Source organism: Collinsella aerofaciens (assembly GCF_027679495.1).
Lineage (GTDB): Bacteria > Actinomycetota > Coriobacteriia > Coriobacteriales > Coriobacteriaceae > Collinsella > Collinsella aerofaciens_AK.
Genome location: NZ_JAQEKC010000010.1, coordinates 1 through 24,327, shown reverse-complemented (window position 1 = coordinate 24,327; position 24,327 = coordinate 1). Strand labels below are relative to the sequence as shown.

At 61.5% G+C, this 24,327-nt stretch carries 23 protein-coding genes and 1 riboswitch; of the genes, 2 read left to right on the top strand and 21 right to left on the bottom strand.

Features of this window, described 5'->3' with window-relative positions; all coding sequences use genetic code 11:
• Positions 1-25: 25 nt before the first annotated feature.
• Genes PGW49_RS05215 through PGW49_RS05205 form a run of 3 tightly spaced genes read right to left on the bottom strand, consistent with a single transcriptional unit; the run spans position 26 to position 3,317 of the window.
• On the bottom strand, positions 26-826 hold the full coding sequence (locus tag PGW49_RS05215; protein WP_117745767.1) for an energy-coupling factor transporter transmembrane component T family protein: 801 nt from the start codon (positions 824-826) through the stop codon (positions 26-28).
• On the bottom strand, positions 826-2,730 hold the full coding sequence (locus PGW49_RS05210) for an energy-coupling factor transporter ATPase (RefSeq protein ID WP_195569181.1): 1,905 nt from the start codon (positions 2,728-2,730) through the stop codon (positions 826-828). The genes PGW49_RS05215 and PGW49_RS05210 overlap by 1 nt, the downstream gene beginning before the upstream one ends.
• Complete coding sequence (locus PGW49_RS05205; RefSeq protein ID WP_117745765.1) at positions 2,727-3,317, bottom strand: ECF transporter S component; 591 nt, start codon at positions 3,315-3,317, stop codon at positions 2,727-2,729. Before PGW49_RS05205 ends, PGW49_RS05210 begins: the two co-directional genes overlap by 4 nt.
• Positions 3,318-3,322: 5 nt before the next feature.
• Positions 3,323-3,515, bottom strand: a riboswitch (FMN riboswitch).
• 526 nt (positions 3,516-4,041) lie between these two features.
• Here PGW49_RS05205 and PGW49_RS05200 point away from each other — a divergent pair.
• Positions 4,042-4,542 (top strand): helix-turn-helix domain-containing protein, encoded by a 501-nt coding sequence (locus PGW49_RS05200; RefSeq protein ID WP_195624940.1) that lies wholly within the window; start codon positions 4,042-4,044, stop codon positions 4,540-4,542.
• Positions 4,543-4,675: 133 nt separating this feature from the next.
• Here PGW49_RS05200 and groL read toward each other — a convergent pair whose 3' ends face one another.
• The 3 genes from groL to PGW49_RS05185 form a co-directional block, all read right to left on the bottom strand.
• The gene (gene groL, locus PGW49_RS05195; protein ID WP_022094352.1) at positions 4,676-6,313 is read right to left on the bottom strand and encodes a chaperonin GroEL; all 1,638 of its coding nucleotides are present in this window, start codon (positions 6,311-6,313) and stop codon (positions 4,676-4,678) included.
• Positions 6,314-6,409: 96 nt separating this feature from the next.
• The gene (groES, locus tag PGW49_RS05190; protein WP_022094351.1) at positions 6,410-6,703 is read right to left on the bottom strand and encodes a co-chaperone GroES; all 294 of its coding nucleotides are present in this window, start codon (positions 6,701-6,703) and stop codon (positions 6,410-6,412) included.
• A gap of 921 nt (positions 6,704-7,624) precedes the next feature.
• On the bottom strand, positions 7,625-9,268 hold the full coding sequence (locus PGW49_RS05185) for an amidohydrolase (RefSeq protein ID WP_270225794.1): 1,644 nt from the start codon (positions 9,266-9,268) through the stop codon (positions 7,625-7,627).
• 162 nt (positions 9,269-9,430) lie between these two features.
• Here PGW49_RS05185 and PGW49_RS05180 point away from each other — a divergent pair, with 162 nt between their 5' ends.
• Positions 9,431-10,894, top strand: a complete 1,464-nt coding sequence (locus tag PGW49_RS05180) for a M20 family metallopeptidase (protein WP_270225792.1) — start codon at positions 9,431-9,433, stop codon at positions 10,892-10,894.
• A 106-nt stretch (positions 10,895-11,000) separates the two neighbouring features.
• Here the strand turns inward: PGW49_RS05180 and PGW49_RS05175 are convergent, their stop codons facing one another.
• The 15 genes from PGW49_RS05175 to PGW49_RS05105 form a co-directional block, all read right to left on the bottom strand.
• A complete protein-coding gene (locus PGW49_RS05175) occupies positions 11,001-11,498 on the bottom strand; it encodes a DUF2752 domain-containing protein (protein WP_270225791.1) in 498 nt (165 codons plus the stop codon).
• Positions 11,491-12,099, bottom strand: coding sequence for a DUF4234 domain-containing protein (locus PGW49_RS05170; RefSeq protein WP_270225790.1), 609 nt, complete (start codon positions 12,097-12,099; stop codon positions 11,491-11,493). The genes PGW49_RS05175 and PGW49_RS05170 overlap by 8 nt, the downstream gene beginning before the upstream one ends.
• A gap of 195 nt (positions 12,100-12,294) precedes the next feature.
• Entirely contained in the window at positions 12,295-13,611 is a 1,317-nt protein-coding gene (locus tag PGW49_RS05165) for a zinc-ribbon domain-containing protein (RefSeq protein WP_270225788.1), read from the bottom strand.
• 150 nt (positions 13,612-13,761) lie between these two features.
• Positions 13,762-14,784 (bottom strand): YitT family protein, encoded by a 1,023-nt coding sequence (locus tag PGW49_RS05160; RefSeq protein ID WP_195568596.1) that lies wholly within the window; start codon positions 14,782-14,784, stop codon positions 13,762-13,764.
• Positions 14,785-14,992: 208 nt separating this feature from the next.
• Positions 14,993-15,514, bottom strand: a complete 522-nt coding sequence (locus PGW49_RS05155) for an Asp23/Gls24 family envelope stress response protein (protein ID WP_195568595.1) — start codon at positions 15,512-15,514, stop codon at positions 14,993-14,995.
• 44 nt (positions 15,515-15,558) lie between these two features.
• Positions 15,559-15,936, bottom strand: coding sequence for a DUF2273 domain-containing protein (locus PGW49_RS05150; protein ID WP_270225787.1), 378 nt, complete (start codon positions 15,934-15,936; stop codon positions 15,559-15,561).
• The gene (locus tag PGW49_RS05145) at positions 15,929-16,474 is read right to left on the bottom strand and encodes an Asp23/Gls24 family envelope stress response protein (RefSeq protein ID WP_270225786.1); all 546 of its coding nucleotides are present in this window, start codon (positions 16,472-16,474) and stop codon (positions 15,929-15,931) included. The genes PGW49_RS05150 and PGW49_RS05145 overlap by 8 nt, the downstream gene beginning before the upstream one ends.
• Positions 16,475-16,640: 166 nt before the next feature.
• Positions 16,641-17,447 (bottom strand): YebC/PmpR family DNA-binding transcriptional regulator, encoded by an 807-nt coding sequence (locus PGW49_RS05140; protein ID WP_006234926.1) that lies wholly within the window; start codon positions 17,445-17,447, stop codon positions 16,641-16,643.
• A gap of 165 nt (positions 17,448-17,612) precedes the next feature.
• Positions 17,613-19,796, bottom strand: a complete 2,184-nt coding sequence (locus PGW49_RS05135; RefSeq protein WP_270225785.1) for a DUF6020 family protein — start codon at positions 19,794-19,796, stop codon at positions 17,613-17,615.
• 83 nt (positions 19,797-19,879) lie between these two features.
• Positions 19,880-20,701 (bottom strand): prolipoprotein diacylglyceryl transferase, encoded by an 822-nt coding sequence (gene lgt, locus PGW49_RS05130; RefSeq protein WP_270225784.1) that lies wholly within the window; start codon positions 20,699-20,701, stop codon positions 19,880-19,882.
• Positions 20,702-20,810: 109 nt separating this feature from the next.
• Positions 20,811-21,089, bottom strand: a complete 279-nt coding sequence (locus PGW49_RS05125; RefSeq protein ID WP_035137589.1) for a NifU family protein — start codon at positions 21,087-21,089, stop codon at positions 20,811-20,813.
• A 170-nt stretch (positions 21,090-21,259) separates the two neighbouring features.
• Positions 21,260-21,784 carry a deoxycytidylate deaminase gene (locus PGW49_RS05120; protein ID WP_052044088.1) on the bottom strand — a complete coding sequence of 175 codons (525 nt, stop codon included), beginning with the start codon at positions 21,782-21,784 and terminating at the stop codon, positions 21,260-21,262.
• 82 nt (positions 21,785-21,866) lie between these two features.
• Positions 21,867-22,721, bottom strand: coding sequence for a type III pantothenate kinase (locus tag PGW49_RS05115; protein ID WP_270225783.1), 855 nt, complete (start codon positions 22,719-22,721; stop codon positions 21,867-21,869).
• Between the two features lie 222 nt (positions 22,722-22,943).
• A complete protein-coding gene (locus PGW49_RS05110) occupies positions 22,944-23,141 on the bottom strand; it encodes a type II toxin-antitoxin system RelB/DinJ family antitoxin (RefSeq protein ID WP_270225782.1) in 198 nt (65 codons plus the stop codon).
• Positions 23,142-23,178: 37 nt separating this feature from the next.
• Complete coding sequence (locus tag PGW49_RS05105) at positions 23,179-24,243, bottom strand: IS1595 family transposase (protein WP_270225781.1); 1,065 nt, start codon at positions 24,241-24,243, stop codon at positions 23,179-23,181.
• Positions 24,244-24,327: the final 84 nt, after the last annotated feature.

Below are 24,327 nucleotides of genomic sequence, written 5' to 3'. Positions count from 1 at the left end.
CCCCTTTCCTGCGCTCGAATCGCGCCTAAACAAGTTGAAGATTGATGACAATGACGCAGATGAGCAGCAACGCCGTCACCACCGCCGCCAACGCATCGCCGCGGCCAAACGTAAGTGCATGCAGACGCGTGCGTCCCTGTTCGCCGTGATAGCAACGCGCATCCATGGCGGCCGAAAGCGTCTCGGCATGACGGAACACGCCCGTGAACAGCGGAATGGCCACACTGCCGAGCATACGCACGCCGCCGAGCGGGCCTCCCGTCACGCGCGCACCGCGGCTCGCCTGCGCATCGGCCGTCTGCTTCATCTCGGTAGCGAACTGCGGCATAAAGCGCAACGCGATACCCATGATCATGCCGAGCTCATGCGCCGGAAGCCCCACGCGCGCAAACGGTGCGAGCAGACGCTCAAAGCCCGCGGTGAGGTCGAGCGTGGGGGTGGTGAGCGTAATGGCGCTCATGCCGGCCATCATCAGGGTCAGGCGGCACGCCATAAACGCCGCAGAACGCAGCGAGCCCTCGCTTATCTGCAGAAAGCCGAGCTGCCACAAGATGCGCCCACTCTGATCGGTAAACAAGTTGAGCACCGCGACCACGACGACGATTGCCAGCAGCGGCGCCATCGATGATAGGACCCGGCGCAACGGCACCCGGGACACGGTATAGATCAGGACAACGAAGATTGCGACCGGGACCAGTCCGCGGAAGCTGCTGACTGTGAGCGTCGTGATCAGAAACACAAAGCCCAAGAGCAACTTAGTTCGCGGGTCCAGGCGGTGGATCGCACTATCGCCGGGATAGTAGCTGCCAAACGAAAACGCCTCCATTAGCAGCCCTCCTCTCGCGCGACCGTCTTGGATTTAGCAATGTCCGCGACGTTAGAAGGACCGCCCGAGCGACCGATTAGCAGGTCCACCAACTCGTCTGCCAGCGACTCAACCGTATAAAGGCCGTCAAAGCGCAGCGGCACGCCTGCCTTCGCAAGCGCCAGCGCCATGCGCTGGGCAGCGGGAACACCCAAGCCGATTGATTTAAGCTCATCCGCATGCGCAAACACCTGAGCGGGGGTTCCCTCGGCAAACACCGCACCTTCGTTCATTACGACGATACGGTCGCAGCAATTGGCCAGGTCATCCATGCTGTGCGAAACCATGACAACGGTCAGGCCCTCGCGATGGAGTCGATCGATGAGCTCCAGGAAATCACTGCGCGCAGCCGGATCGAGCCCCGCCATGGGTTCATCGAGCACCAGGACTTCGGGCTCCATGGCGAGCACGCCGGCGAATGCCACACGCCGTTGCTGACCGCCCGAAAGCTCAAAGGGACTCTTGTCGCCGACCGTGGAAAGGTCGAGGCCCACGCGCGAGAGCGATGACTCGACACGACGGTCGACTTCATCTTGCGGCAAGCCAAGGTTATGCGGACCAAACGCCACGTCCTGCGCCACGGTTTCGGCAAACAGCTGACGCTCAGGATATTGAAACACCACGCCGACCTTGGCCTTAACCGCGGCGGCGTCTTTCTTGTTTGACAGATCGAGCCCCAGCGCGCGAACGGATCCCTCCTGAGGGCGAATCAAACCGTTGAGATGCTGGACCAGCGTCGACTTACCCGAACCGGTATGACCTGCCAAACCCAGGAACTCGCCGCGACGCACCGTCAGCGATACACCGCGCAGCGCCCACGGGCTGCTGGGGACGTTTCCCCAGAGAGCCTGTTTGCTCGATTTGTCCGCAGTGGCCGAGCGCTTATGCCAGCGGCGGCGCTCGCGGGCGCTCAGCGAATAGCTAAACGAAAGGTGCGAAATCTCGATAACGGGCTCCAGCGCGTCTGCGCCATCGAGCGCAGAGGAAACGTTGTCGGGAATACGAGGATCGAATGCGAAAGGCCACCCGGCGATGCCTGTCCTACTCCGCTCGGCATAAGCCTGCGCTATACCGGCGACCACATCCGCCTCGCGCACCTGCGCATAAACGGGCACGCCCTTCGCACGAAGCGCCACGCCCAAACGGCACGACTCCGGCATATCAAGGTTGAGCTGCGCGAGTTCGTCCGCCTGCGTCAAGATCTCCTCGGGCGTGCCCAACATGGCAACGCGGCCCGCTTGGAAGACAGCAACGCGATCGGCCTCAGCGGCCTCTTCCATAAAGTGCGTAATCATCACGATGGTCATGCCGCGTTCGTGCAGCGCATGACAGGCCTTCATAAGACCCTTGCGTCCGCGCGGATCGAGCATCGAGGAGGCCTCATCCAAAATGAGAACGCGCGGCTCCATGGCGAGCACGCCGGCAAGCGCCACGCGTTGCTTTTGGCCACCCGAGAGCGCATGGGTCTCGTGGCGCTCAAAGCCCACCAGACCCACGGCCTTCAGCGCCTCGCGCACGCGCTGCGCGATCTGGGCCGATTCGACCCCTAAGTTCTCGGGACCAAACGCAACGTCGTCCTCGACAAGCGTCGCCACAAGCTGGTCGTCGGGATTCTGGAACACCATGCCAGCAGTCAAGCGAATGTCGTAGACCAGCTCGGGATCGGACGCATCCATGCCGTTAATGCGCACCGTGCCCGCATCGGGCTGCAGCAGCGCATTCAGATGCTTGGCAAACGTCGACTTGCCCGACCCATTGCCACCGAGGATGCAGAAAAACTCCCCGTCCTCGATGTTCAGATCGACACCGTCGAGTGCCGACACGGCACCGTCATAGCTAAAGGAAACGCCCCGACACTCAATCATGCGCGGCCTTTGACCTGGTCCTTTTTAGGCGTGATGAGGTTGGAGACTGCTTTATACACCACCAGCGTCAACACCGAGTTAAGCACGGTCTTGATAAGGTTGAACGGCAGTACGGCAGGAATCATGAGCGGGGCGATCGCATCGACCGAGCCATACCAGAACCAAACGCCAATGGTAAGGTTTGCGACCATAGACAGCGCCGTAGCGGCAATGACGCCGAGCACCAGGCCAATCACGGCACCCTTATAGGTGTGCATCTTCTGGTAAACGGTAGCCGCGGGCAGAATGTAGCCCAGCGTGGCAACCAGGTTCATAAGCGCGCCGACCCAGTCACCCGTGGTGAGCGCATGGATAACGATCGCCATGGCGGCAACAGCAGTGCCGGCGCCAGGACCATACGCAAAACCGCACACCATCGCCGGCACCAGCGACGGGTCATACGTCAAAAACGGCGCCGAAGGAAGGATAGGCAGCTGCACGTACATAAACAGGGCGCCCAAGGCGCACATCAACGCCATGGTAACGAGCTGTTTGGTGCTCCACCTATTCGTATTCTCAAAATGGATATGCTGCGACTGTTCAGACATAAGATCACCTGCCTCTTTCATCCGGACTCTAACCGTTGGTACTGGGATCTCACCAGTTCAGCCGGCATGCGAACCAACGCACACACGGGTCGCGGACTCATCGGCTCGGTCGCAGACGCCTCGCCTGCGCCACGGCACCCCTTTGGCACCGCCCGATTTACCGCCAGTGGGGAATTTCACCCCGCCCTGAAACAGCACTTGCAAGTGTAGCACCAGTAGGCTTTCGCGCAAGTATGCCAAGGGTAATTTGTGGCGGGGATCAGTTGCCGCAACAACCACGTTCCCCACCCATCCCAAAGTAACGCGCTTTTCGCGGCAAAGCCGCGAAACAGCGAAAGGGACACGTATCCCCATCAACCACATTCTCCGCCCACGCCGACCTCAAGGCCGTAAACGCAGGGAATCCGGGGGCGGGACGGGGACTTCTCTCCGGAACATTCCGCACTGATATTTTCTGTATTGAAGACGTCGATGATGCACCCGTATACCATTGACGTCGACACCATCAGATGCGGACCGCGCGGTGACCCCACATTCCGCTGGCGCCCACAGGGCTGCCCTCGTTTCCTGACATGTCCCGCGCGGGCCGCGACGAGCCGAGACCGCCGCATGACCTAATAGGAGCATGGAGCGATACCGCGGACCCGAACAACCGCATTCTATCGCGCCCCGTCAGTGTGCCGTCTGCCCGGTCCAGGCGAGCACGGAAAGAACGGAGCGAGACATGCAAAACGAATCGGCACCCGGCGCCCGCGGGCCGGTCTTCTGCGGGGTCGACACCCACGCCGACTCGCACTGGCTGTACGTCCTGGACTGGAGGGGCCGCAAGGTCCTGTCCCGCCAGTTCCCCGCCGACGCGGCGGGCTACGAGGCGCTCGCCGGGGCGATCGCGGCGGCCGGGGAGCCGGCCTGCGTCGCGATGGAGGGGACGTCGTCCTGGGAGGCGTACCGGGCGCTGATGCGCCCGCACGAGATCAGGAGGCCCGAGGACGCCTCGGGGCTCGTGGCGGCCAGGCGCGCGGCGAAGGTCAGCCAGGTGAGGGCGGCGTCCATACTGGGCACCAGCGAGAAGTACATCTCGATGCTGGAGAGGGGCCAAAGGGAGCTCAAGCCCATAAGGAGGGCCTACGAGGCATGGGTCGAGGCCGGACTTCCGCTCGATTGGGACAGGCAAGCCTTCGAGGCCGAGCGCAAAATGGATTCTAAAAAACACCTTGCCAAATAGGAGCGTCAGGACGCAAAGAGGCTCCGCAGCGCGAAGCGCGATGCGGAGCCTCTTTGCATGTCCGAGGACGTTCCGGAGAGAAGTCCCCGTCCCGCCCCCGGATTCCCGGTGGGAGTTCTAGACCTTGTCGGCCTTAGTACATACCGCCGCCCTGCTGACCAGCGGTAGCAGCAGCGATAGCGTCCTCAAGCTGAGTGTTTTTGGGCACATCGGAGACGGTGGCCTCGGTGATGAGGATCAGGCTGGCGACAGAAGCAGCGTTCTGCAGGGTGACGCGGCTGACCTTGACGGGGTCGAGGACGCCCATCTCGATCATGTCGCCCCACTCGCCGTTGGCAGAGTTGAGACCCTGGCCGGCAGGCAGCTCGGCAACCTTGTCGACCACGACAGCGCCCTCAAAGCCAGCGTTCTTGGCGATGGTAGCGACCGGAGCGGTCAGAGCCTTCTTGACGATATCGACGCCGATCTTCTCCTCGGGGTCGTCAAGCTCAACGGCGTCGAGCGCAGGAGCAGCGTCCATGAAGGCGACGCCGCCACCGGCGACGATGCCCTCCTCGACAGCAGCGCGGGTAGCCTGCAGGGCGTCCTCGACGCGATGCTTGATCTCCTTGAGCTCGGACTCGGTAGCAGCGCCGACCTTGATGACGGCAACGCCACCGGAGAGCTTGGCCAGGCGCTCCTGGAGCTTCTCACGGTCGAAGTCAGAGGTGGTGTTCTCCATCTCACCCTTGATCTGAGCGATACGAGCGTCGATGGCCTCCTTGGAGCCAGCGCCGCCGACGACGACGGTGTTGTCCTTGGAGATGGTGACGGACTTAGCGGTACCGAGCATATCGGCGGTAATGTCAGCGACCTTCACGCCCAGCTCGTCCAGGGCAGCCTGGCCACCGGTGAGGACGGCGATGTCCTCGAGGATGCGCTTGCGGCGATCGCCGTAGCCCGGGGCCTTAACGGCGCAGACGTTGAGGGCGCCACGGATCTTGTTGAGGACCAGGGTAGGCAGAGCCTCGCCGTCGATGTCCTCAGCGATGATGAGCAGGCCACGGCCAGCGCGCTGGACAGCCTCGAGAACGGGCATGATGTCCTGAACGCTGGAGATCTTCTGGTCGGTGATGAGGATGTACGGATCCTTCATCACGGCCTCCATGCGGTCGTTGTCCGTGACGAAGTAAGCGGAGACATAGCCCTTGTCGAACTGCATGCCCTCGACGGTGTCGATGGTGATGTCGAACGTCTGGGAATCCTCGACGGTGATGACGCCGTCCTTGCCCACGACCTCCATGGCCTCGGCGATCTTCTCGCCGACCTCGGGGTCACCGGCGGAGATGGTACCGACGGAAGCGATCTGCTCCTTGGTCTCGACCGGCTTGGCCTGCTTCTTCATCTCGGCGACGGCGGCGTTGACGGCCTTGTCGATGCCGCGACGGATGGCCAGCGGGTTGGCGCCAGCGGCGACGTTGCGCAGACCGTCGTTGACGATGGCCTGAGCGAGCAGGGTTGCGGTGGTGGTGCCGTCACCCACGGTGTCGTTGGTCTTGGTGGCAACCTCCTTCACCAGCTGAGCGCCCATGTTCTCGATGTTGTCCTCGAGCTCGATCTCCTTGGCGACGGAAACGCCGTCGTTGGTGATGGTCGGGGCACCGAACGTGCGCTGCAGCGCAACGTAGCGACCCTTGGGGCCCATGGTGACGGTAACGGCGTCGGCCAGAGTGTTGACGCCCTTGGCAAGCTTAGCGCGGGCATCGGTGTTGAACGTAATGTTCTTTGCCATGGTAGGTAATCCTCCAAAAGAAATGTGACTCGCGTCGCCGCTTCCGAGTCCTGTGCGGCGGGCGCGTTCAAAGACGAATCAGAGATTCTGACGAGACTAGGCCTCGACGACGGCGTAGATGTCGTCGGCGCGCATCAGCAGATACTTCTCGCCGTCGACCTTGACCTCGTTGCCACCGAACTTACCGTAGATGACAACGTCACCGACCTTGACGTCCATGGGGATGCGCTCACCCTTGTCGTTGACCTTGCCGGCGCCAACGGCAACGATGGTGCCACGCTGCGGCTTCTCCTGAGCGTTGCTGGCGATATACAGACCAGAAGCGGTCTTCTGCTCGGCCTCGTCGGGCTTGACCAGAACACGATCTGCAAGCGGCTTCAAAGACGACATGCTTGTCTCCTCCTTTTTGGGCCGCGCGGTTATACCACGCGAATTAACCCTTTTTGTTTGCGTACGCGTTGAATGGTACCCACGAATGGCGGGTTATACAACACAGAGTCAAAAAATCTTATTTTTTGGCACTTAGATTTTCTGAATGCCGGGGGATAACTTAGCAGTGGCTCCCGTGTGGCTCCGGAGGGGCGGGGCATAAGGTTTCCTGCTCGGGCAGTCCTGCTCGCACGAAGGCCACATTAAGTGGCCTTCGGCTCGTGCGGAACTCGCGATAAACCTTATGCCCCGCCCCTCCGGAGCCACACGGGAGGCAGGTTAACTAATTCGAGCCCGGCATTCAGAAAAGTCAGTGCAGCAAAAAGGCGATGCGGATAGCGACATGGGCATGGTTTTCGTTGCGAGCACGGGTCCCCTGGGGAGCACCGTGCATTTTTGGGAGTTTTCAGCAGGCCGGGACAAATGCATACGCACCGGGCGCATCTAATTAGTCCCACGGTAGCCTTCGACCGGCGATTTGGGTCGGCAGACAGGCCTCGTCGAGACAAACAAGCATGCCTCGCGCCACGTCGGACCCCAAAATGACGTCGATCTCCGCAATGCTACCCGACTGCAGCGGCACCGGCAGAGCTCGCGGTGCTGAATACTCCGTTTTTTGCACGGCACGGGCGGGGGTACATCAGGATCAGGAAAAATATCCCAGCCTTTTTATGCAATCTGTAATGGGAAGTATGCAAAACACCAAGAGATAGCATTGCTGGTGTCCAAATTGAGCGCGCAGGGCAGCGGCGCGTCCGCCCTGCGCCCAAATCCAGCAGAGCGGGGACGCTCCTAACAAATCCTCACCGGCAAACAAACGCGGCTCGAGCGTTATCCCAAAATTGGCTGCCCGAGCCGCGCTTAACGGTACGGCATGAATACTTAGCGCTCGTAAATCAAGTTACCTGCCAGGTAGGTGGCCTGAACCTTGGTAGCCTGGAGCTCTTGTGGATCGACAGTGAGCGGGTTTTGGTCCAGGACTACAAGGTCGGCATACTTGCCGGGCTCCAAGCTGCCGAGGTTTTGCTCGTCGCCCGCTGCGTACGCGCTGCCCAGGGTGTAGTTGCGCAGGGCTGTTGCTGCATCGATGCGCTCGCTCGGTAACCAGCCGCCCTCGGGCCAGTGGCTTTTGGGGTCCTGGCGCGTGATAGCCGTGTAGAGCACGTTCATGCTGGTAACGGGCGTGATAGGGCTGTCGGTACCGAAAGCTTGGCGAATGCCGCGCTGCTTATAGGTCGCAAACGGCCACATGATGCGGCTGCGTTCCAGGCCCAGATCGCGCTCGGGGCCGCCCGGGTCGAGTGTAATGTGACAGGGCTGGCTCGAGGCAACGACGTTAAGCTTGCGTAGACGATCGATGTCCTCGGGCAAGAGGTTCTCCAGATGCTCGAGCGTATTATGGCAGTGCTGGGGCAGGCCGTACAGTTCGGCGGCCTCCTCAAAGATATCGAGCGCGGCATGGATGGCACCGTCGCCGATGACGTGGATACGCACGGTGTGGCCGCGCTCCGCAGCCGCCAGAACCAGCTTACGCATGCGCTCGGCAGGAACTGTCAAACGGCCCTGATCGCCCGGGAAGCGCGGATTGGTATAGGGCTCGGTGAGATACGCCGTGTGTTCGCTCGACACGCCGTCGAAGAACTGCTTAAAACCAGGCGCCGAGAGCAGCGCGTTGTTCGCATAGCGAGCCTGCAGCTCTTCCAAGCGCGATTGGTCATCCAGCAGCGTGGGAAACAGATGGGCGCGGATGCCCAGCTTGCCGGCGGCTTGCAGCTTGTCGTAAACATCGTCGCGAATAAAGTCACAGCCCGGCATGGGCATGAGCGACATATCGCATATCGAGGTGATGCCCTGCTCGGCCATACGCCTCATTTGATCGGAGTAAGCGCTTGCAATGCGATCCTCCCCCAGCCACTCAAGGCAGCGCGGTAGCAGCTGCATGCCAGCCGCCTCGTGAGCAATGCCCGTGAGCTCACCGTTTGCATCCTTGTCGTAGCTGCCGCCCGCTGGCGGCTCGCTGTCGCGTGTGACGCCGAGCGCCTCGAGTGCGCGGCTGTTGAGCCAAAGCGTGTGCCCGTCGCCCGAATACATAACGCAGGGACGATCGGGGAATGCTGCATCGAGCGACGCCTTGGTAGGATGCTCGGGCGGGTCCCAACGGTAGTCGCGCCAGCCCTGCGTCACAACCCAGGCGTCGTCGGGCAGGTCCTGGGAAAACTCGAGCGCGTGCTGCACCAGTGCCGCCTCGGACGTGCCCATATCCATGAGCATGTACGGCGAGGAACCGACCGAGGTATGGAAGAAGTGCAGATGAGCGTCATGGAAACCGGGGCAGACAAACTGCTCGCCGTAGTCGAGAACCGGCGTGGCGGCAGGCGCGGCGGCGATCACGTCATCGGGCGCACCGACTGCGACGATACGGTCGCCTGCGATGGCAATCGCCAGCTCGCGGGCGGTATCGATGCCGTCTTGCGCGGTAAAGACGTTCTTGGAGCGGATAATCCGATCGATATGTTGCATGGGCATCCCCATCTCTGGCAGGAAATTCAACACCCCCGAGTGTACTCCCCCGCCCTTGCAACAAAACCCCAAGCGGCAAACGGCAACTTTACCAGCCCTAGCGGCAGGTGGCATACTGGAGAGAGCCTGTACGATTTTGCGATCAAACCAGTAAGGAGCAAATCGACCATGACGAAGACCAAGGCACAGCAGATTATGGCGGCGACCGAGGCTCGCGCGGCTGACGACGTCACCGCAGCCATCCAAGATATCGCCGCCGAGTTTGAACCCTACATCATTAAGCAGCGTCGGCACTTCCATAAGCACCCGGAGCTGAGCCTCGCCGAAGAGCGCACGACTTCTGACATCGCCAACCAGCTCGACGCCATGAATATCCCCTACGAGCGTCCCCTTAAGACGGGCCTGGTGGCGACCCTTCGCGGCACCGCGCCCGACGCCTATCGCGAGGACGGCACGCCGCGCCGCCGCATCCTGCTGCGTGCGGATATCGACGCCCTGCCCGTCACCGAGCAGACCGGCGAGGATTTCTCCAGCGTCAACGAGGGCTGCATGCACGCCTGCGGCCACGACTGCCACATCGCCATGATGCTCGGCACGCTGCAGATTCTGCGCCATATGACCGACGACATCCACGGCGAGGTCCGCATCGTCTTCCAACCCAGTGAGGAAAACGGCCAGGGCGCGAAACTCATGATCGGCACGGGCGTGCTCGACGGCGTCGATGGCGCCTACGCCGCGCACATCTGGAGTGAGGTCGACGCCGGCACCGTGAGCTGCGAGCCCGGACCGCGCATGGCCAATACCGACTGGTTCCGTATCGATGTACGCGGCACCTCGTGCCACGGCGCCATGCCCCAGCGCGGTCACGACGCCGTCATGGTGGCCGCCGAGATCGTCAATGCTCTGCAGACCATCGTCTCGCGCGAAATCAGCCCCTACGAGCCGGCCGTCATCACCGTCGGCGAGCTGCACGGCGGCACCGCGCGCAACGTTATCGCCGGCACGGCCTACCTCGCCGGCACGGTGCGCACCTACGGCGATTCGACCCATGAGGAAATGCCGGAGCTTATGCGCCGCATCGTGGAGCATACCGCGGCCGCCCTGGGCGCCGAGGCAGAGCTCACCGATTACACCATCGCCAACTACAAGGTCGAAAACGAGGTCGCCTCGAGCGAGCGCTGCCGTCAGGCTGTAATCAAATGCCTGGGTCCCACCGGTCAAGGCCATTACCGCGGCACGCTTTCGGGCGAGGATTTTTCGGAGTACCTGCGCCGCGTACCGGGCGTGCTCGCCTTTGTAGGTACGCGCAACCCCAAGATCGGCGCCACGTACGCCCAGCATTCCTGCTTCTACAAGATTGATGAGAGCGTGTTGGCAAAGGGCTCCATGGTGGCCGCCCAGTATGCCATCGACTTTTTGGCCGAGCCCACGCAAGAAGAGCTCGACGGCCCCGCGATTACCGCAGTCGCCGAAACCAATCCCGACTTGGCCGCCAAGCTGCGCTCTGCCAAGGCCACGGCCGCTGAGGCGCGCGACGCCATGCACGATGCTCGCACCGCCCGCCATGCTGCAATCAAGGGCATCCACGATGCGCGGGCTGCCGCTCGCCACGAGGAAAAGCGCGACGAGTAGCCGTCACGCCCATCCATAACAGCCTGGCTAAAGCAAAGCGGGGGCGGACGTTATCTCAACGTTCGCCCCCGCTTATGTGTCGACCGTTTTTCTAGCGCGTCCTCCGTCACGCCAGGTAAGAGCGAAGGATGGTGAGCCAGCGTGGGGGTTCGAGGTGGATGATATCGTCGGGAACTCCGGCGGGCGCATAGCCGCCAAAGAGCAGACCGGCATCTGCCGGATTGATGAGGCGCACGATCCATACGACGACGACCAGCACGCACAACACGGTGACCGCAATGTCGATACCACGCTTTAGCTTGCTCGATGCCACCTCCTCGCGCACGAACGCGAGCACAAACGCAATCGGCACCACCCAAAACAGCGGATGGTAGGCAAAGGCAGCCGCATAATCGAGGCGCAGCGCCGCCAGCCACGCCCTCGTCATGCCGCATCCCGGACAAGGAATGCCCGTCATCAATCGAAAAATGCAGCCAATGTCGAGCAGGCAGAGCGCGAGCCAGGCGACAAAGAGCGCGCCGGTGCAAAAAAGGGCGCGGCGAAGGAGCTCTGCCGTGCCCCTATGTCCCTGGAAGCTGTTCACGCCGCCCTTATTGTTAGGCACGAGCGCCAAGGCGAGTGTTGTAAGCCGTTGCCATGGCATTGGTATTATTGATGACGATGTTCATAGCGAAGATGGGACCAAGGCCGCACAGGAGCGCGCCGAAGATCTGCCACAGAAGAACGGTGGTGCCGTTTTCCTGGAACACCAGGCCGTAGCGAGGAGCGTTGGCCTGCAGGCGGTTGCCAATCTTGTAATACCAGTAGTACGCGTAGAAGCCGCAGGTCACAAACGATAGAAGGATGAATTCCGCCAGACCCGGCGTGTAATCGCCGTCATCCTGACACAACGTGTTGACGTCGCGTGCCAAGCAATACAGGAAGTAGAACGAATAGATACCGCAGGTCACAAGAGAGAGCAGCAGCCAGCCGATCAGGCTGCGGTCAGCCTTAATGGGGTCATAGCCCATCGGAGCGGATGCGGACTGTTGGGCGTATTGACCGGTGTACTGCTGCTGAGGCTGGGGCGCGGGCTGAATAGCCTGGGCCGGAGCGGGCTGGGGCTGCGGGGCCGCAGCGGCAGAAGCGGCACCAACGACGGATCCGCAAACAGGGCAGAATTTGGCATCATCCGAAATGGGAGAACCACAAGTGGGACAGAACATGAGCCTCTCCTTTTCCTAAGGCGTCGCACGCCTTCAAACCTTACACGTCTACGTTCTCAACAATAGCCGCGACGTTGTTGCGCAACATTGACCAATTTCCGAGAAATTTTGCTGCAACCGTTTTCCCAGGCATTTTCTTGCTTTCGCAGTAGAAAAAGGCACCCCGGGCTCAGTTGCCCAGGGCGCCTCGACCGGCTATTCGGTTTGATTGTTTTCGGCAGCAGGATTATCGCCCGGCTCATCCGCCGGCGTGGCAACGGCATCCCAATCGGGCTCCGCAGGCGTCGCCTCGGACGCCGGTGCGGGGACAGGAGCAGGTGCCGGGGCAGGGGCAGGCGCGGGTGCCGGGGCAGGTGCAGGCGCGGGCGCCGGGGCAGGCGCAGCACCAGTGGCTGCCGTGGGATTGAATCCCGCAGGAGCAGGCTTCTTCTCACCCGGGAGCACAAAAGTCAAAACGTCGTCCTTGTCCTCATCGGCCCATTCGCTTGCATAACGTGCAGCCCAATAGCCAACGGCACGGTGCTTGAGCATCTTGCCAAAGACCGTAAGGAACACCGTGACGAATGCAATCAGCACCAGGAACAATACGAGCGTGACACCACCGGCGGTAACAATCGCCTCGATACCCGTGGGGCGATAGTAATAGCCGTACGCGCCAATTCCGGCGATGGCACCAAAGACAGCTGTCAAGATCCACGTAATGGCGTTGGAAACCAGGCCCGTCAAAAACTCGGGAAGGAACGAAGCACAGAACAGCTTGGTCTTGTTGTGCTTAAAGGCCGCCCAGACCTTATCGAGCGAAAACGCGCTCTCGACGCGCCCGGTCACCGCAAAGTGCATCACGGCAATGTCGGCGAACATCTTAAAGAAGACACCCAGAATCGCCGAGGCAATTAGCGCCAGGACAAGCAGGCCAAGCGAGCCAAACAGCGCAGCTTCGAGCGCATAAGAGCCGTAATACGAATACGAGCCTGCGGCGCCAATTACCGCGCCCTCCGCCAGCGAAAGCACTACACCGATAACGGGAATGGCAGCGATAACCTCGAGCACGACCGAAATAACGCTCGAAAAGACTCCGAGACCAAACGACGTGGAACGCATCAGCGGACGATCCATGCCGTCATCGATCTTAAGCGACAGATCGCGACCCCACTCGATGCCAAAGCCGGAACCGCACACGCTCGCAATGCAAGCTGCCAAAAAGCCGATGGCAGCCGCAATGCCGCCAATAACGGGAATAAACAACACGAGCACCGACACAACGCAAATCAGCGCCGGCAAAAACGCGATTTGGCATACACGCTGAAGCACGCCCGGGGTCTTGGTCATATCCTGGAACGCCTGAACCACACAGCCCTTTGGCGCATTCGCCACGGGCGGTTGCGGAACAAACTGCTGGGGCTGAGGCTGTCCCTGGGGAGCGGGGCCAGCGGCACCGGCATTAGGAGCACCACACACGCCGCAGAACTTGTCGTTATCGCCCATAGGGGCGCCACACTGCGAGCAGAACATCGAAATCATCCCTTCGTATCTTGAGCGAATCACCTGGATCGCAAACGATGTCTTTGGCATCATTATCACCCAATGTGAGTTCAAATACTCAAAGATGACCGATTTGCAAGGTACACGGCGCCAGCAGGCGGTTCGTTGAATACGTCCGCGTTAGTTCGTACCGCGAAAACCCTTGCCGACAATCTCGGAGCTGTCGACGATCGTGATAAAGGCACCCGGATCGACTTCGCGCGCATAGCGGCGTAGTTGCACGGCCTCGCGACGGCTCAGCACGCTCATGATCACCGTCACGCACTTGCCCGAGAAGGCACCGTAGCCGCGACTGATGGTCGCTGTGCGGTTGAGATGCTTGACGATAAACTCCTCGACCTTAAGGGGCTCGGAACAAATGACCGTGCAGACTTTGCGCAGATGAATGCTCTCGATGGCTTTGTCGACCACAAGCGTCTTGGCAAACAGGCCGAGCACGCAATACAGACCGACACGCGGGCCATACAAGAAGGCCGCGATGGTCACGATGCCGATATCGACCAGGAGCAGGGCGCGGCCAATCTCGAGCGTGGTGCGGCGCTTGAGGATCATGGCAAGAATGTCCGTGCCGCCCGTCGAGGCGCCAATATCAAAGACAATGGCGCTGCCGAGCGCCGGCAGGATCACGGCAAAGCACAGGTCAAGCCACATATCGCCCGTCATCGAGACATCAGTCGGGATAAAGAGTTCAAAAAGCGAAACATAGGCGGACAGCGCAAACGAGGCGAAGACGCTCCACAGGATTGCCTTGCGCTCCAAAAAGATAAAGCCCAAAACGACGAGAACCGCGTTAATAATCCACATAAAGACGCCGACGGGCAGGGTCGGGAACAGCGTGGACAGAATGACCGACACGCCCGAGGTGCCGCCAAAAGCAAAGTGATTAGGGGTTTTAAACGCAACGATGGCGAAGGCCGTAAGAATCAGGCCCATATTGAGCTCGGCAAAAAAGCGCGGAAAGCCCGGCTCCTGGCTGCGCTTTTGACCGGCACGCTCGCCGCGCTCGATATCGGTGCGATCAACCACGCGCTCCATCGGCACCACGGGAGGACGATGCATCTCCTCGGCAGCACGCGATGCCGCCTCTGCCGCGGCGGCCTCAATCGCCCATGCCTTGCTTTCTGTTTCGTGCTCGTCGGGCATTACGGCAACTCCTCGTTAACAATTTGGAAACAATGCGCCCATTAGGGTAACGCGGAACGCGACGATTGCAACCCCTAGTTAGACGAGCGGTATGCCTACATCGGGGGGCATACAAATAACGGCCGGCCACGCTTTTGCTTGCGCGGTCGGCCATTTAACGTTTTCGCAGATAAAACCTGCCAAAACAAACCTGTCCCTTTTTGGAAGGTTACTCGTGCTGGCTGGTGCGGTGCTCGTACTCCTCGGGGGTGATGACGTCCTCGATGCGCAGGTTGACGCCCGCCACCTCAAGGCCGGTCATCGCGGCAAGGCGCTCGGTGACACGCGCCTTGACATCGTCAAAGATCGCGGGCGCATAGGCGCCGTACTCGATAATGACGGAGATGTTGACGACCACGCGATTGTCATCGGTGACCTCGACCGTCACGCCCTTGGTCAGATTCTCGGCACCAAACTGCTCCTGCACAAAATGCATGAGGTTACCCTTCATGCCCAGAACGTGCGGAACCTCACGGGTGGCCATGGCAACGATCTTCTCGATCACGCCGTTGGAATAGGTCAGCGAGTCCTCGGACTCGTCCGTTTCCTCATCATCCTCGTCCGCATCATCGGCGGGCTCGGCCTCGACGAGCGCCTCGTCCTCGAGCGTTACGTCCTCGGCCTCGGCGGTGACGGTCTCGTCTGCCTCGAGCTCGGTATCGGCCACATCGACCTTCGTATTAAAAGCCATGGTTCCTCCTTATGCCTGCCGCAGATGCGACAGTCGAATACATATTAGCGGCCGCTAAACAGACGGCCGAAGAAGTTGACGATCCCGTTTTCGCCGTCGCGAATTTGGCCGATCACAGCGCCGATCAGCACGAAGAATGCGATGACGAGCGTGTCCCACAGGCCGAGTGTGAGCACCAACACGGCGAGGATAAAGCCAGCGACGGCACCGAGCGTGGTGTTGGGATGACGCACAGCATAGCTCCAGATGGCAGCGCCCGTACCCTTGATGAGACCCATAGCCTCGTCAAAATCCACGGCTGCCGCGTCTTGTAACTCGGTTGCCTCTGCTTTGGAATCAAAAGGTTCGCTCGCCGGTGTGGCGCTCTGGTCAATCGTCAGGCGCGGCGTACGAGCGGTCTTATCTTGATTGGTATCACTCACCGGAAACCTCCACGGTCTGGACGGTAGTCTTGGACGGCAAAAAACGGACGCGCGTGGTCGTACCCGGCGTGCCGAGCATGGTGTCGCAAGCTTCCTCGATGCGCTGCTGCATCGCGGTAGCCAGAGATGCCACGTCCTTATCGTCAAGCGCGATAGCCTCGACCTTAAAACGGACGTGCGAATCGTCGGAACCTTGGACGCGGGCCTCGACATGCTCGATCATCACGCGATCGTCGCGCTCGGCAGCAGCCCTGGCGCACGAAGAAAGCGCCGCGAGCGTAACCTCGATATTGCGCTCCCCCGCCGGATGCACGCAGGACGGCTCGCGACGAGCAAACATCAGGCGGAAGAAGCTTACCAGCACGCCAATCGCCACAACTCCGCCGCATGCCGTCACGACAATGCGCGGCATGGGGTCGCGCATCAGCAGCATAAAGCGATACGTATACGGCCCCCAAAACTGGCAGACAAGCGTACCCGGCGCCACGATGGCGGCGGCAAGATACACGATCGCTAGGGCTCGTTTGAGTACGCGCACGTGGCGCTCCCTTCAAATCTCGGCTCTCGAAATGCAAAACGGTTCGCATCATTATAAAAGAGCCGGGTCCGGTGCTCTACGCACGCGGATCCGGCTCATCTATTCCACGAGGCTTGCATGCTCGCTTCATTATGCCCAGATATGCACGGCTTAACCCGTGCGGGCGCTACTCCTCCTCGAGGGCAGCGATGACCTCGTCGGTCATGTCCATGGTGCTGTAAACATCCTGGACGTCGTCGAGCTCCTCAAGACGGTCGATGAGGCGCTGAACCTTCTTGGCGTCGGCGCCGGAGACCTCGGTCGGGGTGGTCGGGACCATGGTGGTCTCGGAGCCCTTGACCTGGACGCCCTGCTCCTCGAGCGCCTTGGAGACAGCCATGACCTCGTTGGCAGTAGTCCAGACGATCCACTCCTCGCCGGCGTCCTCGTAGTCCTCGCCACCGGCCTCGGCGATCGCCATCATAAACTCATCCTCGTCGCCGGCAGCACCGTTGGCGATCATGGTCTCCTTCTTGGCGTTCTCGTCCAGGATCTCCTTGGCGACGACAATCTGGCCCTTGCGCTCAAACTGGAAGGCGACGGAGCCGGAGGTGCCCAGGTTGCCACCAGCGTGGGAGAAGGCGGAACGGACATCAGCGGCGGTACGGTTGCGGTTGTCGGTCAGGCAGTCGACGTAGACGGCGACACCGGCGGGACCGTAGCCCTCGTACACGATGTTCTCGTAGACGGCGGCGTCAGCGCCCGAGCCAAAAGCCTTATCGATAGCGGACTTGATCTTGTCCTTAGGCATGGACTGAGCCTTGGCCTTGGCAACGGCAGCGGCGAGGCTGGCGTTGTTCTCGGGCAGCGGGTCGCCGCCGAGACGGGCAGCAACGGTGATGTTGCGGCTCAGCTTGGAGAAGAGGGCGGAACGCTTGGCGTCCTGCGCGCCCTTACGATGCTTGGTTGTGGCCCACTTAGAGTGTCCGGACATACGTGTCTCCTATCGGTTTCGACCTAAAGCCCAGCGCAGATGCTCGGGCAATATAAACAAACGTCGTTATGATATACCTACTGGCCTGCGAGATAAACCCCAAAATGAAGGCGTCGTGATGATGACCCCTTTGGTGCAAAGAAACCTGACCCCCAATGCACCAAGTTAGGACCGGAGGAAGTCGCTGCGGGTGACGGTGGCGCCGATGGCGAAGGGCATGCAGGCGATGACCGGATACAGGTAGCGCATGTAGGTCGAGCCGTTGCACGGGCCAATCAGGCACACGGCAAGCACGCCCAGCAGCGGCACCCAAATGGCCAGCCCGCGCCACGAATGACGACGTAGCAGATAGACCACCACGGCGATCATGATCCACACATAGGTGGCCGAGCTCATGGTGAGCGAGATAAACGGGATGCGTTGTACTGCCACGCGATACAGGTTGATCAGGTGGTCGCACCAGCGCACAACCTTGCTATCGACCGGATGGAAGTCGAAGTACTTGAGGTTATCGGGCTTCGCCATGATCTCGGCACTGCGCGCCGTGCTGTAGACCCATGCGTCGCGAGCGCTCGGATAAAAATACCCATAGTAGTTATTGATGAGCGCCGAGATATAGCACCCGGGGTCCTTTTTGAACATCTGGGCCCACACCTCAAAATAGGCCTTGATGTCCTCCTGCGAGGCGTACTCGTTAAAGCAATTCTTGACGGCATCGGACTTGTCGGGGTTGTAGCGGCGGCCCAGGTTCTCGTACTTGAGTACACGATCGATCACGGCACGCTCTTCGTCGGTCACCGAACCGTCGCAAGGAGCTTCCACGATGGTGCCGTCCTCCTTAACCGTGGGGTTGACGCCCGAGTTGAGGCCGTCGTGCTTTTGGACGAAACGAGCCGTCTGCTGGAACGGAATCGAGAGGATTTCGCGCTTGGAACCAGGCGTGATGTCGTGCACCGGCATAAAGACCTTGGTGAAGTACATGTTGGAAGCAAGGCAGAGCGCGAGCACCGCGAGGACGCCGACCCAGCGGAAGCGCGGCGTGGCGCCCGAAGTCGCAGCACCAGTCTGCCTGGCTGCACGATGAGCCACATGCGCGTCCCATGCGCAAAACGCCGCCGCGATTACGCATGCCGCCAGGGGAAACACCAGGCCGCCGTTACGCAGAAACGTGGAACCCATGGCGCCCAGAGCGAACAGCAACCAGTCATGGCGCGCAAAGAGCACGGGCCTCTGTTCGCCCGCACGCTCGGCATTGGCATCGCGACGGGGCAGGCCGCAGGCCACGAGCTTCACGGTCTGCACCAACAGCATCAAAAACGCGTCGGCAAACAGCACATCTTTGGTAAGCAGGGCCGCGTAGTTGGAGAACATGGGCATAAACACAAAGAACAGCAAGGTCACGCCGCGGACCGGCAGGCTCACGCCCAGCTTGCGCAGCGACGAGATGGAATAGGCCATGCAGGCGGCCGTAATGACGAACTGAGCGCAGGTGTAGATGGCAAGACCTGCGTTGGCGCTGTTGAACAGTGAAAGCCCCAGCTGGACGCACGAACCGATGATAGCCGTATGCACCACGGGGTGATGTCCGTTGAGCAGCACATTGGGATTGAGCAGACGCAGGTAGTCACTCGTGCCGTTGGGGTAGTTGAACCACTGGCGAATCTGCGCACCCGTATCTCCCATAAAAAGGCCGGGCAGCGAAGCGATGAGCGTGGGCGCCCAGGCGACCATAAGCACCAGGAAGGGCCCGGCAAAGGGATGGACCGAGAGCACGGCGTGAGCCACACGCCATACGCGGCCAAAGTGCGCTTCAGAAAACGGAATGCGCCGAGAGCTCAGCCAATCTAGACACTCAAAAGCCAGATAGAAGGCAACGACCGCCAAGAGCATCCAGCCCGCACCGCCTATCCAGGCACAGATAATGCGGGCCTTGTCGCCGAGCACGATCTCGGCCGAATCGGTGAGGTCGTAGCTGCGGCCAAACACCATGCAGACGGCAAAGAACAGCGACGGAAGGATCACCGAGGGACGCCAGGCGTCGCCGCGGCCAAAGAATACGTAGCGAAACGGCAGCGTGAGCAGGCAGGCAAGCGCAAGCAGCATGACCGCGTCGGTATGGCCGGCAAACGAGAGGAGCACCTCGTAGCACACGTACAGCATGCCCGAGGCTTTGGGGTCAATTGCCAAGACTGCGTTGCTCGACACCGGGGCGGGATCGATGGAAAACGCCGTGGTCGCCAACAGCGCGAGCAAAAATGCGATGAGCGTCTGCTTGGCGGGGTAGCGCTTAAACCAGACGATGCGGGCAGCGTCGCGCGCAGCCGTTGTGGAGAGGTCGGAATCCTTCACAGTCCGAAAGCCTTTCTAGAAACCTATCAAACTCGGCAAGACCACCACAAAGGTGCCTGTCCCCTTTGTGGTGGTTTTGGTGGTTAGGCGTCGAGGTAGATGCGCTGGGGGCGATTGCGGTGTCGGGCGAAGATGATGAGCGCCAGGCCGGCGATCACAAGCGGCAGACTCAGCAGCTGGCCCATGGTGATAACGCCCCCCAGCAGATAACCCAGCTGGGCATCGGGCACGCGCACGAACTCAACGAGAAAGCGGACGATGCCGTACCCCATCACGAACACGCCCATAAACGTACCCTGGGGCAGCGGCGGCTTTTTGCGGCTGAGCACCTGCAAAATACAGAAGAGCACGACGCCCTCTAGGAATGCCTCATAGAGCTGGGAAGGATGACGCGGCATATCGCCCGCGGTGCCGTCAAAGACCACACCCCAGGGCAGATCGGTCGGCTTACCCCACAGCTCACCGTTGACGAAATTGGCACAACGGCCCAGGCACAGGGCCAGCGGGGCGCCGATCACGGCAAGGTCGGCGATGGTCCAGGCGTCGAGCTTATACATGCGGCACACGATGATACCGCCCAAGATGCCGCCGACCAGGCCGCCGTGGAAGCTCATGCCGCCCTCGTTGGTGGCAAAGATCTCGAGCGGGTGGGTCCAATAGTAGCCATCGCCGTAAAAGACGACGTAGAACAGGCGCGCGCCGATGATGAGGCCGAAGACCGCGCCGACCACGACGCTCGTCAGGTCATCGATCGTAATGTCGAAACCCCAACGACGCTGCGTGCGGTACATAACGACCGCCGTAAGCAGAGCGCCGATCACGTAGGCCAGGCCGTACCAGTAGATCGTGATGGGGCCCGCCGAGATCGCGACGGGATCAAGCATATGGTAGAGGTCGTTGAGCATATCGATCCCCCTGCTCCCTACATACAAATGCGGCCACGGGCCTTGCGCTCGCAGCCGCATATCTGGGCGTAACGTCTATGCGGAGCGTACCGTCCGCAGCTTTCGCATCTTAGAACGGCGCGTACTCGTCGTACAGGTCCTCGGCCTCGCCGGAAGCATTGACCTGCTCAACGCGGGTAACGCCGGGCACGTGCTCCTTCAGGATGCGCTCGATGCCCATCGACAGGGTCAGCGAGCTCATGGGGCAGCCGGCGCAGGCGCCCTGCAGTTCCAGCTTGACGACACCCTCGTCGTCGACGCCCACATACTCCATATCGCCGCCATCGGCCTGCAGGTTGGGGCGGATCTCTTCAAGAACCTTCTTAAGCAGCTCTTCGTTAACAGCCACAGGGGCTCCTTTCTCACAATAACGCGGGCACGCCCGCGGACAGAAGCTATGTTACCACAGCCATGTACCCGCTCACGAGCCGTCCATGCGCGCAGACGCGACTTTCACGAGTAGTCAATTTGGGACGGGGCTCTTTTGGCTGTTTTGCCGCCAGCTGGCGTTGGCACGCGCTACTGCTGAGCCTGTCCCCCGGTACCAATCTGGACATCGACGATAACCTGGCGGTAGCTGATGCCGCAAGAGTCGAGAATGCGGCGGCTGATACGGCCGTCGTCGGTATCGGCATACTTATTGTCCAGGTAGACGACCTCGCCCACGCCCACCTGCGCCAGGATCTTGGCGCAGTCGTGGCACGGAAACAGCGTGACGTAGACCGTGGAACCCTCAAGGTCCTTGAGCGAGCCGCGGTAGTTGAGCACGGCGTTGGCCTCGGCATGCACCACGTAGTTGTGCTTATCCTGCAACGGGTCGTCGCTCGTGCCCCACGGGAAAAAGTCGTCGTTGAGCGCTGAGGGCGTACCGTTGTAGCCCACCGAAAGGATGCGGTGGTTGGTGTTGGCGATGCACGCACCCACCTGCGTGTTGGGGTCCTTACTGCGGCGCTGCGCGGCGATGGCCACGCTCATAAAGAACTCATCCCAGCTAATGACGTCGCGGCGCTTGCCCGACGCGGTTTGATGAAGATCGTCCGACATGGCAGACACCTCCGAAATCGCAATAGTTTGACCCATTGTAGCAGGTGAAAGGTAGGGGCGCTTATCCCACCAGCCCCCCGCCCTACGCGCGGCGGGGCTTTTGGTTGATGTGGTAGAGCTCGGCGAGACCCCGCAGCGTCAACGCGTCATCGACCGTCAGGCTATGGCCGACCAGCGCCGCAAGTGCCTCGGCATCGTCGCCGGTAATGACGATGGGCACATCGCCCTCCCCCGCGGCCTTGGTCGCGCGCATCTCGGCAAGCACCATGTCGAGCATGCCGTCGATGCGGGCCACCTCGCCCAGAACCACGCCCGAGCGCATGGCCTCGCGCGTGTTGCGGCCGATGACGTGTGTCGGCGCCGAGGGCTCAACCTGAGGCAGGCGCGCTGCTGCCGCCGAAAGCGAGCGGGCGCCGAGCGCCAGACCGGGCGCGATGACGCCGCCGACAAAGGTGCCGTGCGCGTCGATCACCTCGATATTGGTCGTCGTGCCCAGGTCGATCACGATGCACGGCGAGCCGTAGACGGCACGGGCCGCCACGGCATCGGCGATGCGGTCGGGGCCGATTTCGGCCGGATCGTCGTAGTGCACGGGCATGCCGGTCTTGAGGCCCGGCCCCACGGTGAGCACGCGCCCCGTGCAGGTGCGGGAAAGCGCCACCTTCCACGGGCGCTCGAGCGCCGGGACCACGCAGCTCAGCACAGCAGCCGCAGGCACAAGCGCACCTGGCATGCCCGCATCGGCCGCCAGCGCGGCCATGACCTGCACGAGACGCATGCGCGCCTCGTCTGCTGTGATGCTCGACGGCGTGGTGATCTCGCACGTCGCAAGCGGACATTCCTGCGCCGCGGCCGAATCCTCTGCAAACAGGCCAAAGCGAATGAACGTGTTGCCCACGTCGACCGTCAATATATATGCGCACCCATTAAGCATCATCGGCGCTCCTTTCGTCTGCCCAGCAGTATATCCCGATGATTATTCTGGGACGGGGATTTAAAAAGGCTCTGTTAGACCAGAATTGACATTCTGCCTCAATCATCTTTTTGAAATTGCAAAGCTATCGACCCCTTGCCGGGTTTGAATCCGGCAAGGGGTCGATGCGCTCAAGATCGGTCGGGTTAATCGTGAGGGCCCTATCGCCCCAAGTCGATCTGCCGGCTATCTCGCCGCCTTCCCGTCGGGTGCCGGCGCCTTGACCTTCATCTCGAACGGCATCCCGCCCTCCCGGACGAGCGCCCTGAGGAACGCGTTGACGGCGGTGGACATGGACAGGCCGAGCTCGTCCAGGATGACGGTCGCCTCCCTCTTGACCTCCGGGTCGATGCGGATCGTCGTGGCCGGTATGTTCGACGGCATGGCTGCACCCCTCCTCGTATATCGCGGTGCGACCATTCTACCGCCCCTGCGCGGCGGGCGCGTCCCAGTAGTCCATGTAGGGCGGCCGGACGTTGAACATGTCGCGGATGCGGCTCCCGCAGGTCCCGTTCGCGAGCTGTCGCGCGACCGTGCGCTCGGCGGTGCCGGGGTCGGTCGCCATGAAGGTCCGGCACCACCTGAACCAGGCGAGGTAGGCGCCGAGGTGCTTCGTTGACACGCCCCTGAACGGCTCCATGAAGGCGCCGAGGAGCGAGTGGACGGTGTTGACCCGGTTGATGGTGCCCTCGGAGCGGTCCTTGGGGTCGTAGGCCGCGTGCGCGGCGACCCCGAGTTCCGCGAGGACGCCGACGTAGGCTGCCGCCCTGTCGGTCGCGACGACGGAGCCGGACGCGATGCGGCCCCTCAGCACGTCCATGGCGCGTTTCCTCGACAGGGCGCCCCGCCCCGTGACCTCGAGAAACGTCTCGTTCGAGTCGTTCACGCCGGTCATGACGCAGATCCGCTCGAGCGAGAGGCCGCGCCTGTGCACCTGCCTGCCGCGGCGCCGAGAGGGGCGCGGCATCTTGAACGACCCCTTCGCGTGGTTGCCCTTGAACGACTCGGGGAAGTAGGTCTCGTCGAGCTCGCAGCCGCAGCCCCGCCCGACCCTGAACGAGGGGGTGTAGGCCGAGAGGCACTCGATGAGCCTGTGGCGCATGGTGTAGGCGGTCTTGAGGCAGACGCGGCAGCGCCTCGCGCATTCCCGCAGGGGCAGCTTGAGCACGAAGCACTCGGCGTAGGCCATCCAGGTCTCCCTCGGCAGCCTGCTCGTCCCAAGGATGCGCCCGCTGCCCATGCCGAAGGTCCTGCCGCAGCCCCGGCAGAGGTAGCGCTGCTCGCCGTTCCTCGATTTGCCCTTCTTCACGACCGCGGCGGACCCGCAGCGCGGGCAGCGCTCGACCTCATAGGTTGAGCCGGCAGCGTCGTCGAACGCCGCCGCGCGGATAACGTCCCTGACGGACTCGATTGCGCGGCGGCGCTCGGTCCTGCTGAGGCTCGAGATGTCCTTCTTGAAGTTGAGGACCAGGTCTTCGGCGTTCATGCTGCCCCCATCCGTCGCGGTCTACGGGGCTAACGATATGGCACCGTGGGGACACATGTATGTCAATCCTGGTCTAACAGAGCC

Coding starts and splice junctions, on each gene's coding strand:
- PGW49_RS05215 (WP_117745767.1), bottom strand. CDS start 826: ATGGAGGCGTTTTCGTTTGGCAGCTACTATCCCGGCGATAGTGCGATC.
- PGW49_RS05210 (WP_195569181.1), bottom strand. CDS start 2,730: ATGATTGAGTGTCGGGGCGTTTCCTTTAGCTATGACGGTGCCGTGTCG.
- PGW49_RS05205 (WP_117745765.1), bottom strand. CDS start 3,317: ATGTCTGAACAGTCGCAGCATATCCATTTTGAGAATACGAATAGGTGG.
- PGW49_RS05200 (WP_195624940.1), top strand. CDS start 4,042: ATGCAAAACGAATCGGCACCCGGCGCCCGCGGGCCGGTCTTCTGCGGG.
- groL (WP_022094352.1), bottom strand. CDS start 6,313: ATGGCAAAGAACATTACGTTCAACACCGATGCCCGCGCTAAGCTTGCC.
- groES (WP_022094351.1), bottom strand. CDS start 6,703: ATGTCGTCTTTGAAGCCGCTTGCAGATCGTGTTCTGGTCAAGCCCGAC.
- PGW49_RS05185 (WP_270225794.1), bottom strand. CDS start 9,268: ATGCCCATGCAACATATCGATCGGATTATCCGCTCCAAGAACGTCTTT.
- PGW49_RS05180 (WP_270225792.1), top strand. CDS start 9,431: ATGACGAAGACCAAGGCACAGCAGATTATGGCGGCGACCGAGGCTCGC.
- PGW49_RS05170 (WP_270225790.1), bottom strand. CDS start 12,099: ATGTTCTGTCCCACTTGTGGTTCTCCCATTTCGGATGATGCCAAATTC.
- PGW49_RS05165 (WP_270225788.1), bottom strand. CDS start 13,611: ATGTTCTGCTCGCAGTGTGGCGCCCCTATGGGCGATAACGACAAGTTC.
- PGW49_RS05160 (WP_195568596.1), bottom strand. CDS start 14,784: ATGCCCGACGAGCACGAAACAGAAAGCAAGGCATGGGCGATTGAGGCC.
- PGW49_RS05155 (WP_195568595.1), bottom strand. CDS start 15,514: ATGGCTTTTAATACGAAGGTCGATGTGGCCGATACCGAGCTCGAGGCA.
- PGW49_RS05140 (WP_006234926.1), bottom strand. CDS start 17,447: ATGTCCGGACACTCTAAGTGGGCCACAACCAAGCATCGTAAGGGCGCG.
- lgt (WP_270225784.1), bottom strand. CDS start 20,701: ATGCTCAACGACCTCTACCATATGCTTGATCCCGTCGCGATCTCGGCG.
- PGW49_RS05120 (WP_052044088.1), bottom strand. CDS start 21,784: ATGTCGGACGATCTTCATCAAACCGCGTCGGGCAAGCGCCGCGACGTC.
- PGW49_RS05115 (WP_270225783.1), bottom strand. CDS start 22,721: ATGATGCTTAATGGGTGCGCATATATATTGACGGTCGACGTGGGCAAC.
- PGW49_RS05110 (WP_270225782.1), bottom strand. CDS start 23,141: ATGCCGTCGAACATACCGGCCACGACGATCCGCATCGACCCGGAGGTC.
- PGW49_RS05105 (WP_270225781.1), bottom strand. CDS start 24,243: ATGAACGCCGAAGACCTGGTCCTCAACTTCAAGAAGGACATCTCGAGC.